Genomic DNA, 16,818 nt, shown 5'->3' on the forward strand with positions numbered 1-16,818 from the left:
TTCCCTACCAGGTCCGGACCGCGCCGGAGTCGAGCTTGTCGCCCTTGTGCCGCCAGCTCGGCTCCTTGTCCACGGTGCGACCGGTGATGTGGCGCAGACTGCGAATCACCGAGCCGTACAACCCCGACGCCGTCGAGGAGAGCTTGCCGCCGGGCGGCTCGTCCATGAACGGCATGAACTTGTCCGGGAAGCCGGGCATGGTGCAGCCGATGCAGATGCCGCCGACATTCGGGCAACCGCCGACGCCGTTGATCCAACCGCGTTTGGGCACATTGCATTTCACGACCGGGCCCCAGCAGCCCAGCTTCACGATGCACTTCGGCGAACCGTATTCGGTGGCGAAATCGCCCTGCTCGTAATAGCCCGCGCGATCGCAGCCCTCGTGCACGGTCGCGCCGAAGAGCCACTTGGGGCGCAGCGCCTCGTCGAGGGGGATCATCGGGGCCTGGCCGGTGGCCATGTAGAGCAGATAGGTCAGGGTCTCGGAGAGATTGTCGGGATGGATCGGGCAACCCGGGACGCACACGATCGGCACGCCCGCCTTGGATTTCCACTCCCAGCCCAGGTAGTCGGGGACGCCCATGGCGCCGGTCGGGTTGCCCGCCATGGCGTGCATGCCGCCGTAGGTCGCGCAGGTGCCGACCGCGACGACCGCGGTCGCCTTGGGGGCCAAGCGATCCAGCCACTCGCTGGTGGTCATCGGCTGTCCGGTTGCTGGGTTGTTGCCGAAACCGCACCAATAGCCTTCGTCGTGCAGCGACTCGTTCGGAATCGAACCCTCCACGACCAGCACGAACGGCTCGAGTTCACCGCGGTCGGCCTTGAAGAACCATTCGAGGAAGTCATCGGCTCCCCCGGTCGGGCCGCACTCGAAATCGATGAGCGGCCAATGCACAGCGATTTTGGGCAAGCCAGGCAGGGATCCGAGAGCGATCTCTTCGATGCTGGGTTGGGTGGCGGCAGTCAGGGCCACCGAATCGCCATCGCAACTGAGTCCGGCGTTGATCCAGAGGACGTGGATCAACGTTTGCTCGGCGTTGACTGCTTCTTTAGTCGGCATGGACATGCCACCCTTCGGAAGCGGTTCACAGCTTGCCGGTCATCGCCGTTTCCTCGAAAACAACCGAACTGAATGTGAGCCTGATCACGTCAGTCTAGGCCCGGGGCGACAGCACGTTCAAGGGCGCTTCACAGCGTGCGAACGGCGCGCCGAGAGCCAGTCGTACCATTGCGTCACACCAGCACCGGTGGTTGCCGAGACGGCCAGGATCTCCACCGCCGGGTTCACCTTCCGGGCGTATTCGCCGAAACGATCGAGGTCGAAATCGACGTACGGCAGCAGGTCGATCTTGTTGACCAGCACCAGGCTCGCCACCGAGAACATGTGCGGATACTTCAGCGGCTTGTCCGCGCCCTCGGTCACCGAGATCACCACGACCTTGCCGTACTCGCCGAGGTCGAACAGCGCCGGGCACACCAGATTGCCGACATTCTCGATGAAAAGCAGGGTGCCGGGTGCGGGATCGAGCAGGTCGAGGGCGCGGCGGGTCATGGTCGCGTCCAGATGGCAGCCGGCGCCGGTATTGATCTGGGCCACTGTGCAACCCGTCGCCATGATCCGCTCGGCATCCAGCAGCGTCTCCTGATCGCCCTCGATGACCGCGACCGGTACCCCGGCGAGCTCCTGGATCGTCCGCACCAGCAGGGTCGTCTTGCCCGCGCCCGGCGAGCTCGTCATATTGATCGCGAGCATGTCGCGGGCCTCGAACCAGGCTCTGTTCTTCTGTGCCAGAAGATCATTCTTGGCCAGCACCTTCTGCTCGAGCGAGATCGTCTCGGTGACCGGCAGGTGCACGTGGTCGGCGCCGTGCGCATGGTCATGGTCGTGGTGGGCATGATCGTGTCCGTGATCGTGCTCCGCACCGGGGAGATGTTCGTGCGGGATGGTGATCAGTCCCGCCGAATCGCCACCGCATCCGCAGGTCGCACACATGGCTCGCTCACCTCCATGGATCGGATTCGCAGCTCCTGCCCAGCGACCACCTCGACATCGGCACTGCCGCAGGCGCACAGCAGGATCAGGTCGGGCAGGGGGAAGGTGACGCCGCAGGACCGGCACCGCGCGGCGCCGGGAATAACGTGGATTTCGAGCCGCGCACCTTCCGCGACGGTTCCCTCGGTCGCGAGCTCGAAGCAGAACTGCATCGCGTCGGGCACCACCGCACACAGGGCGCCGACGTCGAGCGTCACACTATGGACGGTGCGACCGGCCGCAACCTCGCCGACGGCATCGACAACACTCTGAGTAATCGCCATCTCGTGCACAGCGAACTCGTCTCGTCGAGAAGAACCCCTCCAAAACTACGCCCGCCACCCTCGACGCGCACCCGGATCGACGGCGTCGGCGGCGATCGGTCACTTCAGTTTTCCGAGCACGCTCTCGGCTTGGGTCCGGCACGCATCGGTCAGTTTGTCGGTGCTGCTGCCGTTGTCCTTCTCGAACATCACATTCACCTCGACGAAGACGTTCACCTTCACGAAATCGAGCTCGCAGCCGATCGGCGAGGTGTTCCCCTCGTACGACCCGTACACGATCAGAAACGCGGACTCCCCGAGACCACTCAGTTCGCGGGTGACAACCCCGGGACCGTTGCCATGCAGGGGGTGCGAGCGGTAACCGTCGTAGGTGAACTGCGCGAACATCGGTTGACGGTCCACCTCGACGTGCACGAACGAAACACCGGATGCGGTGCGGGAGGGGCCGCACCGGGCATAGTCCGCAACCGTCGGCGTCTCGCTCGTGTGGCTCGTCGGCGGGGCGGTGGGCTTGCCGATGACCAGCTCCAGAGCCGCGAAATCGAGTAGGGCACAGGCGTCGCCGATGCCCGCGCGGGTATACATCACCGCCGGAGCCGCCGCGGCGCGCGGGGTCTCGTGGCGGTCGAGGCGCTTCACGACGATGACCCCGACGGTTCCCAGGGCGAGTACCGCGCACGTCGCCACGATCATCCAGGGCAGCAAACGGGCAATCGCTAAACGGAATCTGGCACGCCGATCGGACATGCGACCAGTCTGGGCACCCCTTCGTGAACGAATCATGATGAGGAGGTTCGGCAATGACACAGCAGGGGATGATCGAGGCACGCCGGGAAGAACTTTCATCCCGCGACGCCGACGAGGCCGTCGCCTTCGTGACCCAGATGTACTCCGACAATGCCCTGCGGTTCTGGAATGCGCCGCCGCAGTGCCGAGTTCGCACCCGGGCCACGATCTGGAACGACGTCATTGCCACCGAGATCCGCAGCACGATCGGCTACAGCTGCCACATCGCCCCGCTGCACGACCACGTCTATTTCGAGCGGTCGCTGCGCGGCCGGGCCCGATTGCGCGGCGGCGGCAACGACTTTCAACAGCATCGCAACGATCTCATCGTGTTCCCGTACGGTGTCCCGATCATCGCCGACTGCGACAGCCACGATGTCAACCTCCTGCACATCCCCCACACCATGCTCACCGACCTGGCCGCACAGTCGGGAATCGACTCCACCGCTTTCCGTTTCACCTCCCTCGAGCCCAGAGACGCACGCAGCGAACGCTTCTGGGGCCGATTGTTCGATCTCACCCACCACGAACTCACCGACCCCGACTCCCCCGTCCTCACCGAACTCGTCGTCCAGAACCTCACCCGCACCCTCGCCGCCGCAGCCCTTGCAGTCTTCCCCAACACCACCATGGACCTGCACCTGCAACCGGGTCCGGGCACGGTGCCGACCTCGGCGGTGCAGCGGGCCGTGGACTACATGCAGGCCAATCCCGCACGCCCGATCACCATCGCCGAACTCGCCGCGCAGGCCGAGACCAGTGTTCGGGCTTTGCAGAACGCGTTTCGCAATCACCACGACATGACACCGCTGGAATACCTGCGTCTGGTTCGTCTGGATCGCGCCCGCGCGGACCTGCAGGCCGCCGAGCCCAGTGACGGCTATTCGGTGGCGGTCGTGGCTGCCCGTTGGGGGTTCAGCAACCCCGGCCGGTTCGCTCAGCTCTACAAGCAGGCTTTCGGGCGTTCCCCGAAGCACGAGCTGCGCAACTGACCGGTACGAAACACGCAAATCGGGACCTGGTCGCCGGGGCGTTCGGCTCCGCTACTCTACTGTCCGGTCCAATTCGACCGATGTTCAACCGGACTCGTGAATCTTTCCAGTACCGACCACCCGTTGCATTACGGAGAGGGCGCGATGTACTACGGCAAATTCTCTGATGTCTCCGCAGCCTTCGACCGGCCTGGGCGGTGGGCCCTCCTGACCAGCGCCCTGCTGCTGATGGCGCTGGGCGCGGGCGGGCCCACCGCACACTCCCAACCCCTCCAGCCCGCCGACGACCCGTTCTACGCCGCACCCACCGATATCGCCGATCACGCACCCGGCTCGATCCTGAACCGTCGCGAGATCTCGATGTTCGGTCTGCCACTGCGGGTGTCGACCTGGCAGCTGCAATACCGGACCACCGGCCCCGACAATCGCCCCGCCGCCGCGGTCGCCACCGTGCTGGCTTCCCCGACGCCCTGGCCCGGCCCGGGCGCGCGCCCACTGCTGTCCTATCAAGTCGCCGAAGACAGCCTCGGCACCCACTGCGCGCCCTCGTTCGCGCTGCACGGTGGCCGCGACTCCGCGATCACGAGCACGGTCATCGACACCCCCTTCCTCGTCGACGCACTGCGCCGCGGCTGGGCGGTCGTCGTCCCCGACTACGAGGGCCCCGAATCCCGCTTCCTCGACGGCATCATGTCCGGCCGCGCGATACTCGACGCCCTCCGCGCCACCCGCAGCTTCTCCCCCGCCGGCCTGAGCACCGCAAGCCCGATCGGCGCCTGGGGCTACTCCGGCGGCGCCTTCGCCACCCTCTGGGCCGCCGAACTCCACCACACCTACGCCCCCGAACTCCCCATCGCAGGTATCACCGCCGGCGGCATCCCCACCGACCTCCCCACCATCGCCCGCAACGCCGACGGCGGCCCCCAATCCGGCCTGACAATGCTGATCCTCCTGGCCCTACTCCGCACCACCCCCAACTCCGACCTCCCCACCCTCCTCAACGAACGAGGCCGGGCCGCACTGTCTTCCGAATCCACCGCCTGCGGCCTGGACCTCATGACCCGCTACGCCACCACCCACGCCGACGACTTCTCCACCACCCCCGCCCTACTCTCCCACCCCGCCTTCCTAGCCGCCGCCCACCGCCAAGAACTAGGCCAAACCCTCCCCGACATCCCCCTGTACCTCTACCACGGCACCGCAGACGAGGTAGTCCCCGTATCCGGCTTCGACACCCTCCTAACCCACTACTGCACCCCGAAATCCACTGTCCAAGCCCACCATTCCCCCACCACCGGCCACAACGCCACCGCCCTAGCCGAAGCCCCCGCCGGAATGCACTTCCTTTCATCCCGCTTCGCCGCAGAACCCCTCTCCCCCGGCTGCACCCCACCCTGACCCCAATCACCAATGGAGAACGCCTGCCCAAGCCCGGATGCTCGACGAGCATGCATCCTGGCATGAAAACGTCGAGAAGCAGTGTGCACCAGCACATTCTGGCGCCGGAGTCAGCAGGGCATCGGATTCGCCAGGCGGGGGTCGAGCCGGTCGGCCAGGCGGGTCCGGCGTTGGGCGGAGCCGCGTAAGAATGCGGCGACGTGCTTGCGTAGACGCGCCTCGCGTGACGGCGGATCAGGTAGGACCGGAGCATCGGGCAGGGCCGAATTGGCCTGGGCCCGTGCCGCCTTGACGGCTAGGTGTCCGGCGATGTGATGCATGTCGATCTCCTCGTGCAAGTCTCAACTGTGCACCGGACCGGTGCTGGCCCGGATCACCAGTTCGGTGGGTAGGACGACGCGGTCTTCGGTGTAGGACGGATCCAGGAGCATGCGTCCGAGGAGTCGCCCCTTGTCTCGAATCGGTTGGCGGACAGTGGTGAGCCCGACGCTGTCCGCAGCAGGGATGTCGTCGAATCCGGTGACGGAGATGTCGCGCCCCGGCTCCAGACCCCGCTGCCGCATCGCCTCGATGACGCCGAATGCGAGCACGTCACCGCCGGCGGCGATCGCGGTCGGGCGATCGCGGCGGTCGACGGCCAATGCGGCGGCGGCGATACCGGACTCGACGGAGTTGTGACCGCCGGACACGACCGTCAGTCGGGCGTTCGCTCCGAGCCCTTCTTGCAGGCCCTGCATCCGCAGCCGCGCGTTGTTGTACAGCGTTGCGGCATCGGCGATCTCGTGTGGCGCCGTCGTCGCTCGCCCCGAGTCGACCACCATCGCGACGTGGCTGTGGCCGAGCCTGGCCAGGTACGCGCCGAGACCACGCATGGCCTCGACCTCATCGATCACCACGCGCCGTCCGGCACTGAGGTGGTCTTCGGTGTGCGCGAACGGCAATCCACGGCGGGAGATCACCTCGAGGGCAGGATGTCCGGCGTCGACGCAGTAGCCGACCACGCCGTCGACGACGGCATTGCGCATGGTCTCGACCGCGTCGTGCATGGTCTCCTCGTCCGCACCCGGTTCGTAACGGGGCAGCGGGATGAGCAGCAAACCTGTGCGAGTTCCCTCGGCGACCTCGCTCAACCCGGCGAGTAGGCCGACCGCGAACGGGTCGGAGAATGCGTACGACAACTGCTCGGTGAGGAGTAGTCCGATCGCCCCAGCGCGGCGGCTGCGCAGTGTGCGGGCCGCAGCATGCGGGCCGGAGTACCCCAGCTCACGCGCGGCCGCAAAGATCCGTTCGCGGACTTCGACCGAGAGCTGATCCGGCCTGTTGTAAGCGTTGGAAACCGTCGACATCGACACGCCGACCGCAGCGGCGACCGACTTCATGGTCGCTCCCGAAGACACCGATGAGCTCCTCCCCAGATACCTTCTGTATCGATCTACTAGAACGATACAGAAGACAGCTGCACGATGCGATCCGCGCCGAGTGCACGTGCAAGTCCGATTAGTCTGGAGGCGTGTCCAAGATCGTTCTTCGGGCCGCTGAGCACAGCGATGTGACCCCGAGGCGTTGATCCTTGCCGTCGATGAAGACACCACAGCGGATCCCGAACTCGTCGGCACCGTGATCGCGGGCTGGGACGGCTGGCGTTGCCACATCTACCGCCTTGCCGTCGCGCCCGATCACCGCCGCAAGGGCATCGGAGGACGTCTGATCCAAGCAGCCGAGCAGCGATTCGCGCGTCTCGGCGGAACCAGGGCCGATGCGATGGTGCTCGACGAGAACAATCTCGGCCAACAGGCATGGAAGACGAACGGTTATGCACCACAACCGGAATGGTCGCGATGGGTCAAGCCGTTGGCACCGTCGCCCGAGTAGACGTGCATGCCATGACGTATCCGCAGTCGGTCAACAAGATCAGGGAGTTGTCAGGGAGGGAAAGCGGACAAATTTCCGCAGTGAGTACTCCCTGATCTTGATGGCGCAGGGCGGCGACTCCGGATTGGAGCGCTTGGACCATCTATTCAGCGACGGTCAGGTCGTCGACCGCAGGGGTTAGGGGGTGCCGGAGAGGCGGGTCATGAGGCGTTTGCGGTAGGCGTCGAGGATTACGGCGACGATGATTACGGCGCCGGTGACGATCATGCGTTGGAAGTCCGAGACACCCATCAGGAGTAGGCCGTTGGTTAGGACGCCCAGGAGGCAGGCGCCTAGGAGGGTGCCTATTACCGAGCCTCGGCCGCCGGAGAGGCTGGCGCCGCCGATTACTACGGCGGCGATGGCGTTGAGTTCGTAGCCTTGGCCGAGGATGGGGCTGGCTACGCCTAGGCGGGCCATGTAGACGACTGCTGCGACGCCTACGCAGAGGCCGCCGATGACGAAGCAGATCACCTTGATCAGGCCGGTTCGGTGGCCGGAGAGGCGCACTGCTTCCTCGTTGTTACCGGTTGCGTAGACCAGGCGGCCGAAGACGGTGCGGGACAGGACGAACCAGGCGATGGCGACGATCAGCAGGGCCGCGGCGAAGACCGCGGGGACACCGGCGACGGTGGCGGTGCCGAAGTTGGTGAGGGCCTTCGGCAGGCTGTAGATGGTGCGGGCGTTGGTGTACTGCTCCGCCGCGCCGCGGGCGACGTAGAGCATGCCGAGGGTGACGATGAAGGACGGCACCTTCCAGCGTTCGGTGACGAAGCCGCTGATCAGGCCACAGGCGGCGCCGATGGCGATGCTGACCGCGATGGCCAGCGGAATCGCCGACGTGCCACCGTTTTCCATGGCCTTGCCCGCCACTACCGCGCACAGCGCGATCACCGATCCCACCGACAGGTCGATGCCGCCCACCAGAATCACGAACGTCATCCCCACGGCCAGGATGGTGTTGAGGGTGATCTGGGTCATGATGTCGCGGACATTCCCGGTGGTGGCGAAATGCGGTGCGGCGGCAAGGAAGAACCCCGCCAGCGCGACCAGCGCCACCCCGATGCCCGCCTCGCCGAGCACCTGGCTCAGCGCCTGTCCGGCGCGAGTATTGGCCCGCGCCATGCTGATCGAAGTCATGCTGCACTACCGTTCTTCAAGTATCCGGAGTAGGCGAGGCCGAGAATGCGTTCGGCGTCGAAGTCGGCGCGCGGCACCTCACCGGCGATCCGCCCGGCCGAGAAGACCAGGATCCGATCACAGATGCCGAGCAGTTCGGGCAGGTCGGAGGAGACGACGAGGACGCCCTTGCCCGCTACGGCCAGGTCCAGCAGGAGTTGATGGATCTCGTAGCGCGCGCCGACATCGATGCCGCGCGTCGGTTCGTCGACGATGAGCAGGTCGGCGTCGACGGCCAGCCAGCGGCCGAGCACCACCTTCTGCTGATTGCCGCCCGACAGCGAGCGCACCGACTGTTCGGGACCCGCGGACTTGATCCGCAATGTCTCCGATAACGCTCTGGCGCTGTCGATTTCGGCCGTGTGATGCATCAAGCCGGCCCCGCTGACCCGGTCCAGCCCGGCCAGGCTGAGGTTGGCCGCGATCGAGAGATCCAGCACCAGCCCTTGGGCCTTGCGGTCTTCGGTCAGGAAGCTGATGCCGTGGCGGACCGCGTCGCGCGGGCTCCCGATGCGGACCTCCGCGCCACGAAGGTGCACCGACCCCGCGGCCGGGCGGTCGGCACCGAAGATCGCCCGCATCGCTTCGGTGCGCCCGGAACCGACGAGCCCTGCGACACCGACGACCTCACCCGCATGCACCGACAGCGAGATCGGCGGCGTTCGCGGGGTGACGACAAGGTCGTCGACCCGCAGCAGTTCCTGCCCGGCAGGACGGACCGTGACCGGCGGGTACTCGGCGGCCAGGTCGCGGCCCACCATCATGCGCACGAGTTCGGGAATCGTCATATCCGCGATGACCCGAGCCGCGACGCTGGTTCCGTTGCGCAGCACCGTGACCCGGTCGCCGATCTCGAAGATCTCGTCGAGGTGGTGGGAGATGAAGATGATCGCCACCCCCTCGGCCTTCAACTGCCGCATCACGGTGAACAGGGTGGCGGTCTCCCGCGGCGTGAGCGTCGCGGTCGGCTCGTCCATGATCAGCAGCCGACATTCGCTCGACAGCGCCTTCGCGATCTCGATCAGCTGCATCTGCGCGATACCCAGGCGACCCACCTGTAGATCCGGCGACACGTCGAGACCCACCCGGGCGAGCAGAGCCGCTGCACGCCTGCGCATTTCGCGCCGGTCGACCACGCCGAACCGGCGTGGCAGCCGTTGCAGGAAGAGGTTCTCGGCCACCGTCAGCTCGGGCAGCAGCGCCAGCTCCTGGTGCACCACCCGGATTCCGGCACGCAATCCGGCCGCCGCCCCCTGCGGACGGTGTTCGACACCGTCCAGGGTCATCTGCCCGGCATCCGGTTGCTCCACGCCCGCAAGGCATTTCACGAGCGTCGACTTGCCCGCACCGTTCTCGCCGATCAACACGTGGATCTCACCGGCGGTGACCTCGAGGTCGACGCCGTCCAGCGCCGTCACGCCCGGGTACCGCTTGATCAGCCCGCTGATGCGCAGCAGCGCATCGGATTCGGAGTTCATTGCTGCTCCCACAGAGTTCGAGGGGCACGCCGGGGCGGAACTATCGAGACCGCTTCCGCCCCAGCGTGTTTCGGAGCCGTCAGGACCCGGCAGTCACGACGGTCATCCGGGTCTTCTGCCAGCCGGTGACGCTCTGGCCACCGATGAGTTTCATGGCCACGTCGATGCCGTCACCGGCCTGCTCCGAGCCGAACTGGTCGAGGGTGGCCAACACCGGCCCGGACTGCAGGTAGGGCTTGACGGCCGGAATATTGTCGATAGTCACGACTTTCACGTTGGCCTTGCGTTCCTGAATCACCTTGATCGCACCCAGCGCCATGGAGTCGTTGGATGCCATCACGCCCTGGATCTCGGGGTGGGAGGTGAGCATATTGCCGAAAACCGTGTACGCCTCGTCCGTCTCCCAGTGGGCAGTCTTGGAATCCAGCAGGTTCAGCTTCGACTCGGCGATGGTGTCGTTGAATCCGTTCTTGCGCTGCAGGGCGTTGTCGGCGCCCGGATTGCCTTCCAGGATCACAACTTTCCCACCGGGCCCGACGGCCTTGGCGAGCACGTCACCGACCTGCTTGGCCCCGGCGCGATTGTCGGGCCCGACCAGCGGCACGTCGACGCCCGCGGCCTTCAACGCGTCAGGGTCCAGCGCCACATCGATATTGACGACCTTGATGCCGGCCTTGCTCGCCTTCACCACCGACTGCACCAACGCCTTGGAATCCGCGGGCGCGATCACGATGGCCTGCACCCCCTGGGTGATGCATTTGTCGACCAGGGCGATCTGGCCGTCGACATCGGTCTCGTTCTGAATCCCCGCGGCCTGCAACGTGAGCGTCCCGAGCTGATCGACGTGCGCCTTCGCGCCGGTCTGCATCTGCTGGAAGTACTCGTTCGCCAGGGATTTCATGATCAGGCAGACGGTGGGCTTGCCGCCCGCTCCGGTGGCCGGAGCGGATGTCGTCTGCTCCTGGCCGCAAGCGGCAAGCGTGACCGTGGCGGCTGCCGCGAGCACCGCGGCGAGTGCTGTCCTGGTGCGCATGTGGGGTGTACCTCTCTCGAATAACGGGAAATGGATGCGTTCGTGGTGTCGAGTGACACGAGTTGAACCGGGCGAAGCCGCAGCTCAGAAGGGAACTCCGGCGTAGAGCAGGAGGTTGGCGTAGGGCGTGGCCTCGCCCGTCCGGACGATCACCCGGGCGGCGGCGGTGCGTTTCTTGAACTCCTCGTGCGGCACCGTCTCGACCGTCAGGCCAACCAGCGCCGCCGTCATGCCGCTCAGAGTCTCTGGTTCGGCGATTTCGCTTGCGTAGACAGCCTTTTCGAAGGTGGCCTCGGCAAGCACGGCCTCCAGGACCGGCAGGAATCCCGGTTCGCCACGCCGCCACAGCAAGTCGATATGTTCGACACCCGGTGGGACGGGCAGACCGGCATCGGCGATCACGATCGCATCGGTGTGTCCCAGACCAGTCAGGATCGCCATCAGGCGCGGATGCCAGATACCGTCAGGACGCATGGCTGCTCCCGCAGGGATGAGCTGTGAGCAGCGCTTCTACGCGATCACCGGTTGGTGCGGCCGTTTGCGCGCCACGGCGAGTGGTGGCCAAGGCTGCCGCGGCACAGGCACGCCGGACGGCCGAGCCGAGCCGGGTGGTGGGCGCGGCCAGGGCGACCGCGAGAGCGGCACAAAAGACATCACCCGCACCGACGGCGTCGATCGCGTCGACAGGGAATGCAGGGACATGCGCGAATTCCCCTGTCGCGTCCGCGTATACCGCGCCGTCCGCACCGAGGGTAACGACCACTTCACTCGAGCCGAGACTTCGCAGGGCACTCACGATGTCGAGGGGCAGCGCCGGAGTGACGCCCGACGAGAGGTCGAGCAATCCGCCCGCTTCACTCTGATTGACGATCAAAAGGTCAGTGAGGGATAGCAATTCCCGTAGCTCGGGCCCACATTCTCGCGGCAACGGCGCGGCATTGAGCACGACAGGCACACCCACGGACCGCGCCAGCCGCGCGGCCGCGAGGACCGTCGCGAGCGGCACTTCCAACTGCAGCAGCACCACATCCGCCGACCCGATCAGCGCGGCATGCCGTTCCAGGTCGGCAGGCCGCAGGGTGCCATTCGCTCCGGGCGCGAGCGTGATCATGTTCTCGCCTTGTTCGTCGACGACCACCAACGCGCAACCGGTGGCCGCCGCGACCTCGCCCAGTCCCGAATCGTCCACCCCGGCAGCACGCAGCGACCGCCGCAACTCCGCGCCGAACTCATCGGCACCGATGAGGCCGATCAAGGTGGTTCGCGCTCCGAGCATTCGAGCCGCGACCGCTTGATTGGCGCCCTTCCCGCCTGCGCCGCGTTCGAGTGCGGTGCCGGAGACGGTTTCGCCGGGCTTGGGAAGGCCCGGCACCCGGACGGTGAGATCCATGTTCGCACTACCGATCACGACGATGTCCGGCTCACTCATCGCGATCCTGCGGTGCGGTAGCCGAGCGATCCTGGATGGCCGAATCGCCGCCGAGCGGGTCCGGACAGCCGCAGGACCCGCGTGCGACCAGTGTGGTCTCGTGCACGATCCGGCTGGGAGCCAGTTCTCGATCGGCGATCTTGGCCAGCAGCCATTCGACCGCCGAGCGCCCCAGGCTCTCGAAAGGCTGACGCATCGTAGTGAGCGCGGGCACCGTGTAGGCGCTGCCCTCGATACCGTCGAAGGCGCAGATCGCAATGTCCCGAGGGATATTCAGACCGAGCTCGGCGGCCGCCCGCAGCACACCCAGCGCCTGCTCGTCACTGGTGACGAACAGCGCCTCGGGTCGATCCGGCCGTGCCAGCAGAGCGCGACCCGCGCGATACCCTTCCGCGCGCCCGAAAGCGGTGTGCACCAGCATCTCCTCCGCCGGAACCCGCCCCGCCTCGGTGAGCGCCCGCCGCCATCCCGCCACACGATCCACGGTCGGATGGATACCGTCCGAGCCGGCTATGCAGCCGATCCGCGTAAGCCCATGGGCAAGTAAGTGTTCGGTAGCCTGATACGCACCACCCTCGTTGTCGACCAGCACATGCGTGGCCCCCGGCAGCTCGATCTCCCGGTCGAGAATCAACCGCGGCACCGCCGTCCCCGACAACTCGCTGATCCAACTGCTGGCCCCGTGCGCCGGAGCCACGATCAACCCGTCCACCTGCCGGTCGATCAGCGTACGGATATAGGCCGACTCCCGCGCGTCGTCATCCATGGCATTGCCCAGCAGCAGCGAATACCCGGCTTCGAACGCGACTTCCTCGATGGCCCTGGCGAGTTCGGCGAAGAAGGGATTCGAGTTGTCCGGAACCACCAGCCCCAACGTCATCGTCCGCGACGTCTTCAGCGACCGCGCCACCGCATTCGGCCGATACCCCAATTCCTCGATGGCCGCGAGGATCCGCGCCCGAGTAGCGGGCGCCACCCCCCTCGGCCCATCGTTGAGCACATAGCTCACCATGGCCTCTGACGTGCCCGCCAGCTGCGCCACATCGCGCCGCGTCACCATTTTCAGATCCAATCAACTCGTGTTGATTGGAGAGTATGCAGTGGGTCACACCCGGTAGGCAAGAGCTCTGGACCGCACCAATCGATCTGGCGCGCAATGTCTATTCCGTGCATGGACGGCCGCGGACGGGGTAGGCGGAACGAGAGCGCAACCCGCGCCCGCCACCATCCCCTACCGGAGGACCACACCATGACGACACCGGATACACCCGCGGAAACCACACGGACACAGTCGGATCCGCCCACGGCACTGCTGATCTACGCCATCGTCCCCGCAGAGGTCCACCTGGACATGAAAGGCATCGGACGCTCTCCGACGCCGGTCCGCGCCGTACAGCACGGTTCGATCGCCGCGCTCGTAAGCGAAGTCCCCGCCGAACAGCCGCTGGACCGGGACGAGGATGTACAGGCGTTCGCCCAGCTGGTTGACGAACTGATCACCGGAATGCCGGTCATCCCGGTCCGGTTCGGCGCCACCGTCGCCGACGACAAGGCCGTCAAAACCATGCTGCTGCAACCCGATGCTGAGCACTTCCGCGCGGCGCTGGCCGAACTGTCCGGGCAAGCCCAGTATCTCGTGAAGGGAAAGTACGTCGCGGACACCGTGCTGCACGAGATCCTCGAGGAGGATCCTCGCGCCGCCTCCCTCCGCGAGGACATCCTGTCGACGCCGCGACACGAAGGCACCGACGCCCGCATCGCCCTCGGCGAAACCGTCAATGCCGCAATGGAAGACAAGCGACGAGTGGACAGCGAAGTGCTGGTGCGCGCGCTCGTGCCCCTGACCGAGCATGTGATCCTGCGGCCCCCAACCGCCGAGGACGAGATGGCGGAGATCGCCGTGCTCATTCCCTTCGCCAAGGAAGCGGAGCTGCTACAGGCCGTGAACAAGATCGTCGAAGGCTGGCCGCATCGCGTGATCATGCGGATCGTCGGGCCCATGGCGCCATGGGATTTCCTCGCCACGGAACCCGAATCGTGAGTCGCAGAACCCGAATCGTGCGCCGGGTGGCGGTTTAGAGGCGTCGAGGCTGGAAACCCTACTGCGGGACACACAACCAGAGGACGATGAGATGCAACAACTGAGATTGCGCCTGAAGTCCGCCGCCGCCACCGCGGAACGACCGCTGAATCTGGAGAGTGCGAACCGCCTGCGGCGGCGGGTGCGAGCATTGTCGGTCGAATTCGACCACATTCGCTGTCCCGAGACCGAACATGCCGTACTCGGACGGCTCCGAAACGAGGCGGTGCGCAAGGCCGAATTGGCCGTTCAACGCGCCGACGACGCCAGACCTGGAAGCCACCCACGCTGATCACGGTTTGATAACGCTGCGAATGGGTAACTCTCTGGTCATGGACACAACACGGAAACATCATTTCCAGTTGGCCGGAACAGACCGCGGCACTGCATTTTTAGCGGGTTCGATCTGCGCGGTCCTCATCGGCGGCATCGCCGTCCTGACGCATTCTGTCGTCGCATCCGCCGCCGCCGGCGCGATCCTCATGATCGGCCTGGCGGTCGTGCGGAACATGCTCCCCAAGCGCTAGCAGATTCACTCCGGCCCGATCGGCCCACCCTCGGTCTCCCCGTCCTGGTTCATGACCTCATCCCACCACTCGCTCAGCGGACTCGGATCCGGCCACACCGCAGAGATTTCGGCGACTTCCGGACGAGCTTCGTGCATACCGCGTTTGCTGGACATCATCACGCTCTGGTACTACCCAAGAGTTGACCATCGAACCACCCGAACCGATCACGCCCGAATATCGTCGCAGCTGGTATTTGGATGATCTCAGTGCGCGAACCGGTTTGCCGATGCTCCACCGGGGTAGCGCGGAGGACAGTAACGAACCATGAGCCCGAAGGTTGGCAGCCATGCATATCGAACGAGGCACACGTCTGGTTCCCATCCACGATAACGCGGTCGGCGCATCGATTCTCGTCGAAGCGGTTCGACACAACCCGATTTCGTACGCCGAGATCCAACCCCTCGGCGGCGGCCCACGTCGGGTCGTATCGCTGAATGATCTCGAAAGAGATTTTCTCATCGTTCGCGAGGGCGTCTCGATCGCGGAGTGAGCAGTCGCCCCGGTGAGTCCAAAGCACGCTCGGCACACATTGTTTGAGTACGTGGATCCAGGGAACTGCGGAACTACATACACAGCAGATCAAGGAAGCGACATGATCATTTTCGGACTCATCCTGCTCATTGCCGGAGTCCTGCTCGGCATACCCATCCTGACCACCATCGGGGTGATCCTGCTCATCGTGGGCGCGGTCCTGATGGTGCTGGGGCGGGTGGGCCGGCCGGTCGGCGGCCGCAATCACTACTACTGATCCACCTCGATGCGGGTGCGGCCGACCTGGCCGCACCCGCATTACGCTGCAATCCGAATCCTCCGCGTCACTGCGCCTTCGAGCACTTCGACCCGAGCGCTTGGTCGCGCAACCGCTCGAGGGTTCTCGACAGGATTCGGGATATCTGCATCTGCGAGACCCCGAAGTACTCGGCGATCTGAGCCTGCGTCCGCGATTCGAAGTACCGCAGCACCAGGATCCTGCGCTCACGGTCGGGAAGCTGAGCGATCAAGGGCCGCACCGCCATTGCATCTTCGGTGAGCCGGTAGCAGTGTTCCTCCGCCCCCAGGGTGTCCAGCACCGAGGACGGCGTGCTCTGTTCCTCCGCCTGAGTGAGTCGATCGAGCGATTCGGCACGAAAGGCGTTGCGCGCCACCAGGGCCTGGGTGACCGTGCTCGGATCCACCTGCAGCTCCGCCGCGATCTCCCGCGCGGTCGGCAGGCGCCCGAGGCGCTGAGCCAACGCCTCGGTGGCGGGACCGATCTGCCCGTGAATCTCCTTGAGACCTCGGGGAACTCGCACCGCCCACGCATGGTCGCGGAAGTGACGGCGCACCTCGCCCATGATGGTCGGCACCGCGAAGGCCAGGAACGTGCTGCCGCGGTCGATGTCGAACCGGTCGACAGCCTGGATCAATCCGAGCCGTGCGACCTGCTGCAGGTCTTCGAGTTCCTGGCCGCGGCCGGCGAAACGACGCGCGATGTGGTCGGCCAGCGGCATACACAGCCGCAGAATCTCGTTCCGTAGCGCGGGCCTGCTCGGATCGTCGCTCGCCAGTGTGGCGAGTTCGCCGAAGCGCGGCTCGATGCCGTCGTAGCTGTCGGCTGTGGTGGATTTGGGCTTCATGCTGGTCGATCGAGCTGTGGTCATGCTCATC

The 16,818-nt window shown here is 65.8% G+C and carries 22 protein-coding genes; 8 read left to right on the top strand and 14 right to left on the bottom strand.

Annotated elements, in window-relative coordinates:
* Positions 1-4: 4 nt before the first annotated feature.
* The 4 genes from ACYVN4_RS08345 to ACYVN4_RS08360 all read right to left on the bottom strand — a co-directional run bounded on the left by ACYVN4_RS08345 (position 5) and on the right by ACYVN4_RS08360 (position 3,063).
* Positions 5-1,060 (bottom strand): NADH-quinone oxidoreductase subunit B family protein, encoded by a 1,056-nt coding sequence (locus tag ACYVN4_RS08345; protein WP_460718923.1) that lies wholly within the window; start codon positions 1,058-1,060, stop codon positions 5-7.
* Between the two features lie 117 nt (positions 1,061-1,177).
* Positions 1,178-1,993, bottom strand: coding sequence for a hydrogenase nickel incorporation protein HypB (hypB, locus tag ACYVN4_RS08350; RefSeq protein WP_460718925.1), 816 nt, complete (start codon positions 1,991-1,993; stop codon positions 1,178-1,180).
* On the bottom strand, positions 1,951-2,325 hold the full coding sequence (locus ACYVN4_RS08355; RefSeq protein WP_460718927.1) for a hydrogenase maturation nickel metallochaperone HypA/HybF: 375 nt from the start codon (positions 2,323-2,325) through the stop codon (positions 1,951-1,953). The genes hypB and ACYVN4_RS08355 overlap by 43 nt, the downstream gene beginning before the upstream one ends.
* Before the next feature lie 90 nt (positions 2,326-2,415).
* Entirely contained in the window at positions 2,416-3,063 is a 648-nt protein-coding gene (locus ACYVN4_RS08360; RefSeq protein WP_460718929.1) for a hypothetical protein, read from the bottom strand.
* Between the two features lie 53 nt (positions 3,064-3,116).
* Here ACYVN4_RS08360 and ACYVN4_RS08365 point away from each other — a divergent pair, with 53 nt between their 5' ends.
* Both ACYVN4_RS08365 and ACYVN4_RS08370 read left to right on the top strand, forming a co-directional pair.
* Positions 3,117-4,094, top strand: coding sequence for a helix-turn-helix domain-containing protein (locus ACYVN4_RS08365; protein ID WP_460718931.1), 978 nt, complete (start codon positions 3,117-3,119; stop codon positions 4,092-4,094).
* Between the two features lie 96 nt (positions 4,095-4,190).
* Complete coding sequence (locus tag ACYVN4_RS08370) at positions 4,191-5,492, top strand: lipase family protein (RefSeq protein WP_460718933.1); 1,302 nt, start codon at positions 4,191-4,193, stop codon at positions 5,490-5,492.
* A gap of 110 nt (positions 5,493-5,602) precedes the next feature.
* Here ACYVN4_RS08370 and ACYVN4_RS08375 read toward each other — a convergent pair whose 3' ends face one another.
* Together ACYVN4_RS08375 and ACYVN4_RS08380 are read right to left on the bottom strand one after the other, a co-directional pair.
* Positions 5,603-5,830, bottom strand: coding sequence for a hypothetical protein (locus ACYVN4_RS08375; protein ID WP_460718935.1), 228 nt, complete (start codon positions 5,828-5,830; stop codon positions 5,603-5,605).
* Between the two features lie 3 nt (positions 5,831-5,833).
* Positions 5,834-6,889, bottom strand: a complete 1,056-nt coding sequence (locus ACYVN4_RS08380; RefSeq protein WP_460718937.1) for a LacI family DNA-binding transcriptional regulator — start codon at positions 6,887-6,889, stop codon at positions 5,834-5,836.
* A 166-nt stretch (positions 6,890-7,055) separates the two neighbouring features.
* Between ACYVN4_RS08380 and ACYVN4_RS08385 the strand changes: the two genes are divergently transcribed.
* Complete coding sequence (locus ACYVN4_RS08385; RefSeq protein ID WP_460718939.1) at positions 7,056-7,364, top strand: GNAT family N-acetyltransferase; 309 nt, start codon at positions 7,056-7,058, stop codon at positions 7,362-7,364.
* A 177-nt stretch (positions 7,365-7,541) separates the two neighbouring features.
* Here ACYVN4_RS08385 and ACYVN4_RS08390 read toward each other — a convergent pair whose 3' ends face one another.
* The 6 genes from ACYVN4_RS08390 to ACYVN4_RS08415 all read right to left on the bottom strand — a co-directional run bounded on the left by ACYVN4_RS08390 (position 7,542) and on the right by ACYVN4_RS08415 (position 13,582).
* Positions 7,542-8,543 (bottom strand): ABC transporter permease, encoded by a 1,002-nt coding sequence (locus ACYVN4_RS08390; RefSeq protein WP_460718941.1) that lies wholly within the window; start codon positions 8,541-8,543, stop codon positions 7,542-7,544.
* Positions 8,540-10,060 carry a sugar ABC transporter ATP-binding protein gene (locus ACYVN4_RS08395; protein ID WP_460718943.1) on the bottom strand — a complete coding sequence of 507 codons (1,521 nt, stop codon included), beginning with the start codon at positions 10,058-10,060 and terminating at the stop codon, positions 8,540-8,542. Before ACYVN4_RS08395 ends, ACYVN4_RS08390 begins: the two co-directional genes overlap by 4 nt.
* 79 nt (positions 10,061-10,139) lie before the next feature.
* Positions 10,140-11,093: a substrate-binding domain-containing protein gene (locus tag ACYVN4_RS08400; protein ID WP_460718945.1), complete on the bottom strand. Its 954-nt coding sequence runs from the start codon at positions 11,091-11,093 to the stop codon at positions 10,140-10,142.
* An 84-nt stretch (positions 11,094-11,177) separates the two neighbouring features.
* Entirely contained in the window at positions 11,178-11,567 is a 390-nt protein-coding gene (rbsD, locus tag ACYVN4_RS08405; protein WP_460718947.1) for a D-ribose pyranase, read from the bottom strand.
* On the bottom strand, positions 11,557-12,522 hold the full coding sequence (locus ACYVN4_RS08410; protein ID WP_460718949.1) for a ribokinase: 966 nt from the start codon (positions 12,520-12,522) through the stop codon (positions 11,557-11,559). Before ACYVN4_RS08410 ends, rbsD begins: the two co-directional genes overlap by 11 nt.
* The gene (locus ACYVN4_RS08415; RefSeq protein WP_460718951.1) at positions 12,515-13,582 is read right to left on the bottom strand and encodes a LacI family DNA-binding transcriptional regulator; all 1,068 of its coding nucleotides are present in this window, start codon (positions 13,580-13,582) and stop codon (positions 12,515-12,517) included. The genes ACYVN4_RS08410 and ACYVN4_RS08415 overlap by 8 nt, the downstream gene beginning before the upstream one ends.
* Before the next feature lie 189 nt (positions 13,583-13,771).
* Here ACYVN4_RS08415 and ACYVN4_RS08420 point away from each other — a divergent pair, with 189 nt between their 5' ends.
* The 3 genes from ACYVN4_RS08420 to ACYVN4_RS08430 all read left to right on the top strand — a co-directional run bounded on the left by ACYVN4_RS08420 (position 13,772) and on the right by ACYVN4_RS08430 (position 15,129).
* Positions 13,772-14,563, top strand: a complete 792-nt coding sequence (locus ACYVN4_RS08420) for a GvpL/GvpF family gas vesicle protein (RefSeq protein ID WP_460718953.1) — start codon at positions 13,772-13,774, stop codon at positions 14,561-14,563.
* A gap of 91 nt (positions 14,564-14,654) precedes the next feature.
* Positions 14,655-14,894: a hypothetical protein gene (locus ACYVN4_RS08425; protein WP_460718955.1), complete on the top strand. Its 240-nt coding sequence runs from the start codon at positions 14,655-14,657 to the stop codon at positions 14,892-14,894.
* Between the two features lie 22 nt (positions 14,895-14,916).
* Positions 14,917-15,129: a hypothetical protein gene (locus ACYVN4_RS08430; RefSeq protein WP_460718957.1), complete on the top strand. Its 213-nt coding sequence runs from the start codon at positions 14,917-14,919 to the stop codon at positions 15,127-15,129.
* A gap of 5 nt (positions 15,130-15,134) precedes the next feature.
* On the opposite strand, the gene ACYVN4_RS08435 is transcribed toward ACYVN4_RS08430, so the two are convergent.
* Entirely contained in the window at positions 15,135-15,266 is a 132-nt protein-coding gene (locus tag ACYVN4_RS08435) for a hypothetical protein (RefSeq protein WP_460718959.1), read from the bottom strand.
* A 191-nt stretch (positions 15,267-15,457) separates the two neighbouring features.
* Here ACYVN4_RS08435 and ACYVN4_RS08440 point away from each other — a divergent pair, with 191 nt between their 5' ends.
* Both ACYVN4_RS08440 and ACYVN4_RS08445 read left to right on the top strand, forming a co-directional pair.
* The gene (locus ACYVN4_RS08440) at positions 15,458-15,661 is read left to right on the top strand and encodes a hypothetical protein (protein ID WP_460718961.1); all 204 of its coding nucleotides are present in this window, start codon (positions 15,458-15,460) and stop codon (positions 15,659-15,661) included.
* A 102-nt stretch (positions 15,662-15,763) separates the two neighbouring features.
* A complete protein-coding gene (locus ACYVN4_RS08445; protein WP_460718963.1) occupies positions 15,764-15,919 on the top strand; it encodes a DUF6131 family protein in 156 nt (51 codons plus the stop codon).
* Positions 15,920-15,986: 67 nt separating this feature from the next.
* Here the strand turns inward: ACYVN4_RS08445 and ACYVN4_RS08450 are convergent, their stop codons facing one another.
* Complete coding sequence (locus ACYVN4_RS08450; RefSeq protein WP_460720527.1) at positions 15,987-16,811, bottom strand: RNA polymerase sigma factor SigF; 825 nt, start codon at positions 16,809-16,811, stop codon at positions 15,987-15,989.
* Positions 16,812-16,818 lie beyond the last annotated feature (7 nt).

The organism is Nocardia heshunensis, assembly GCF_054782115.1.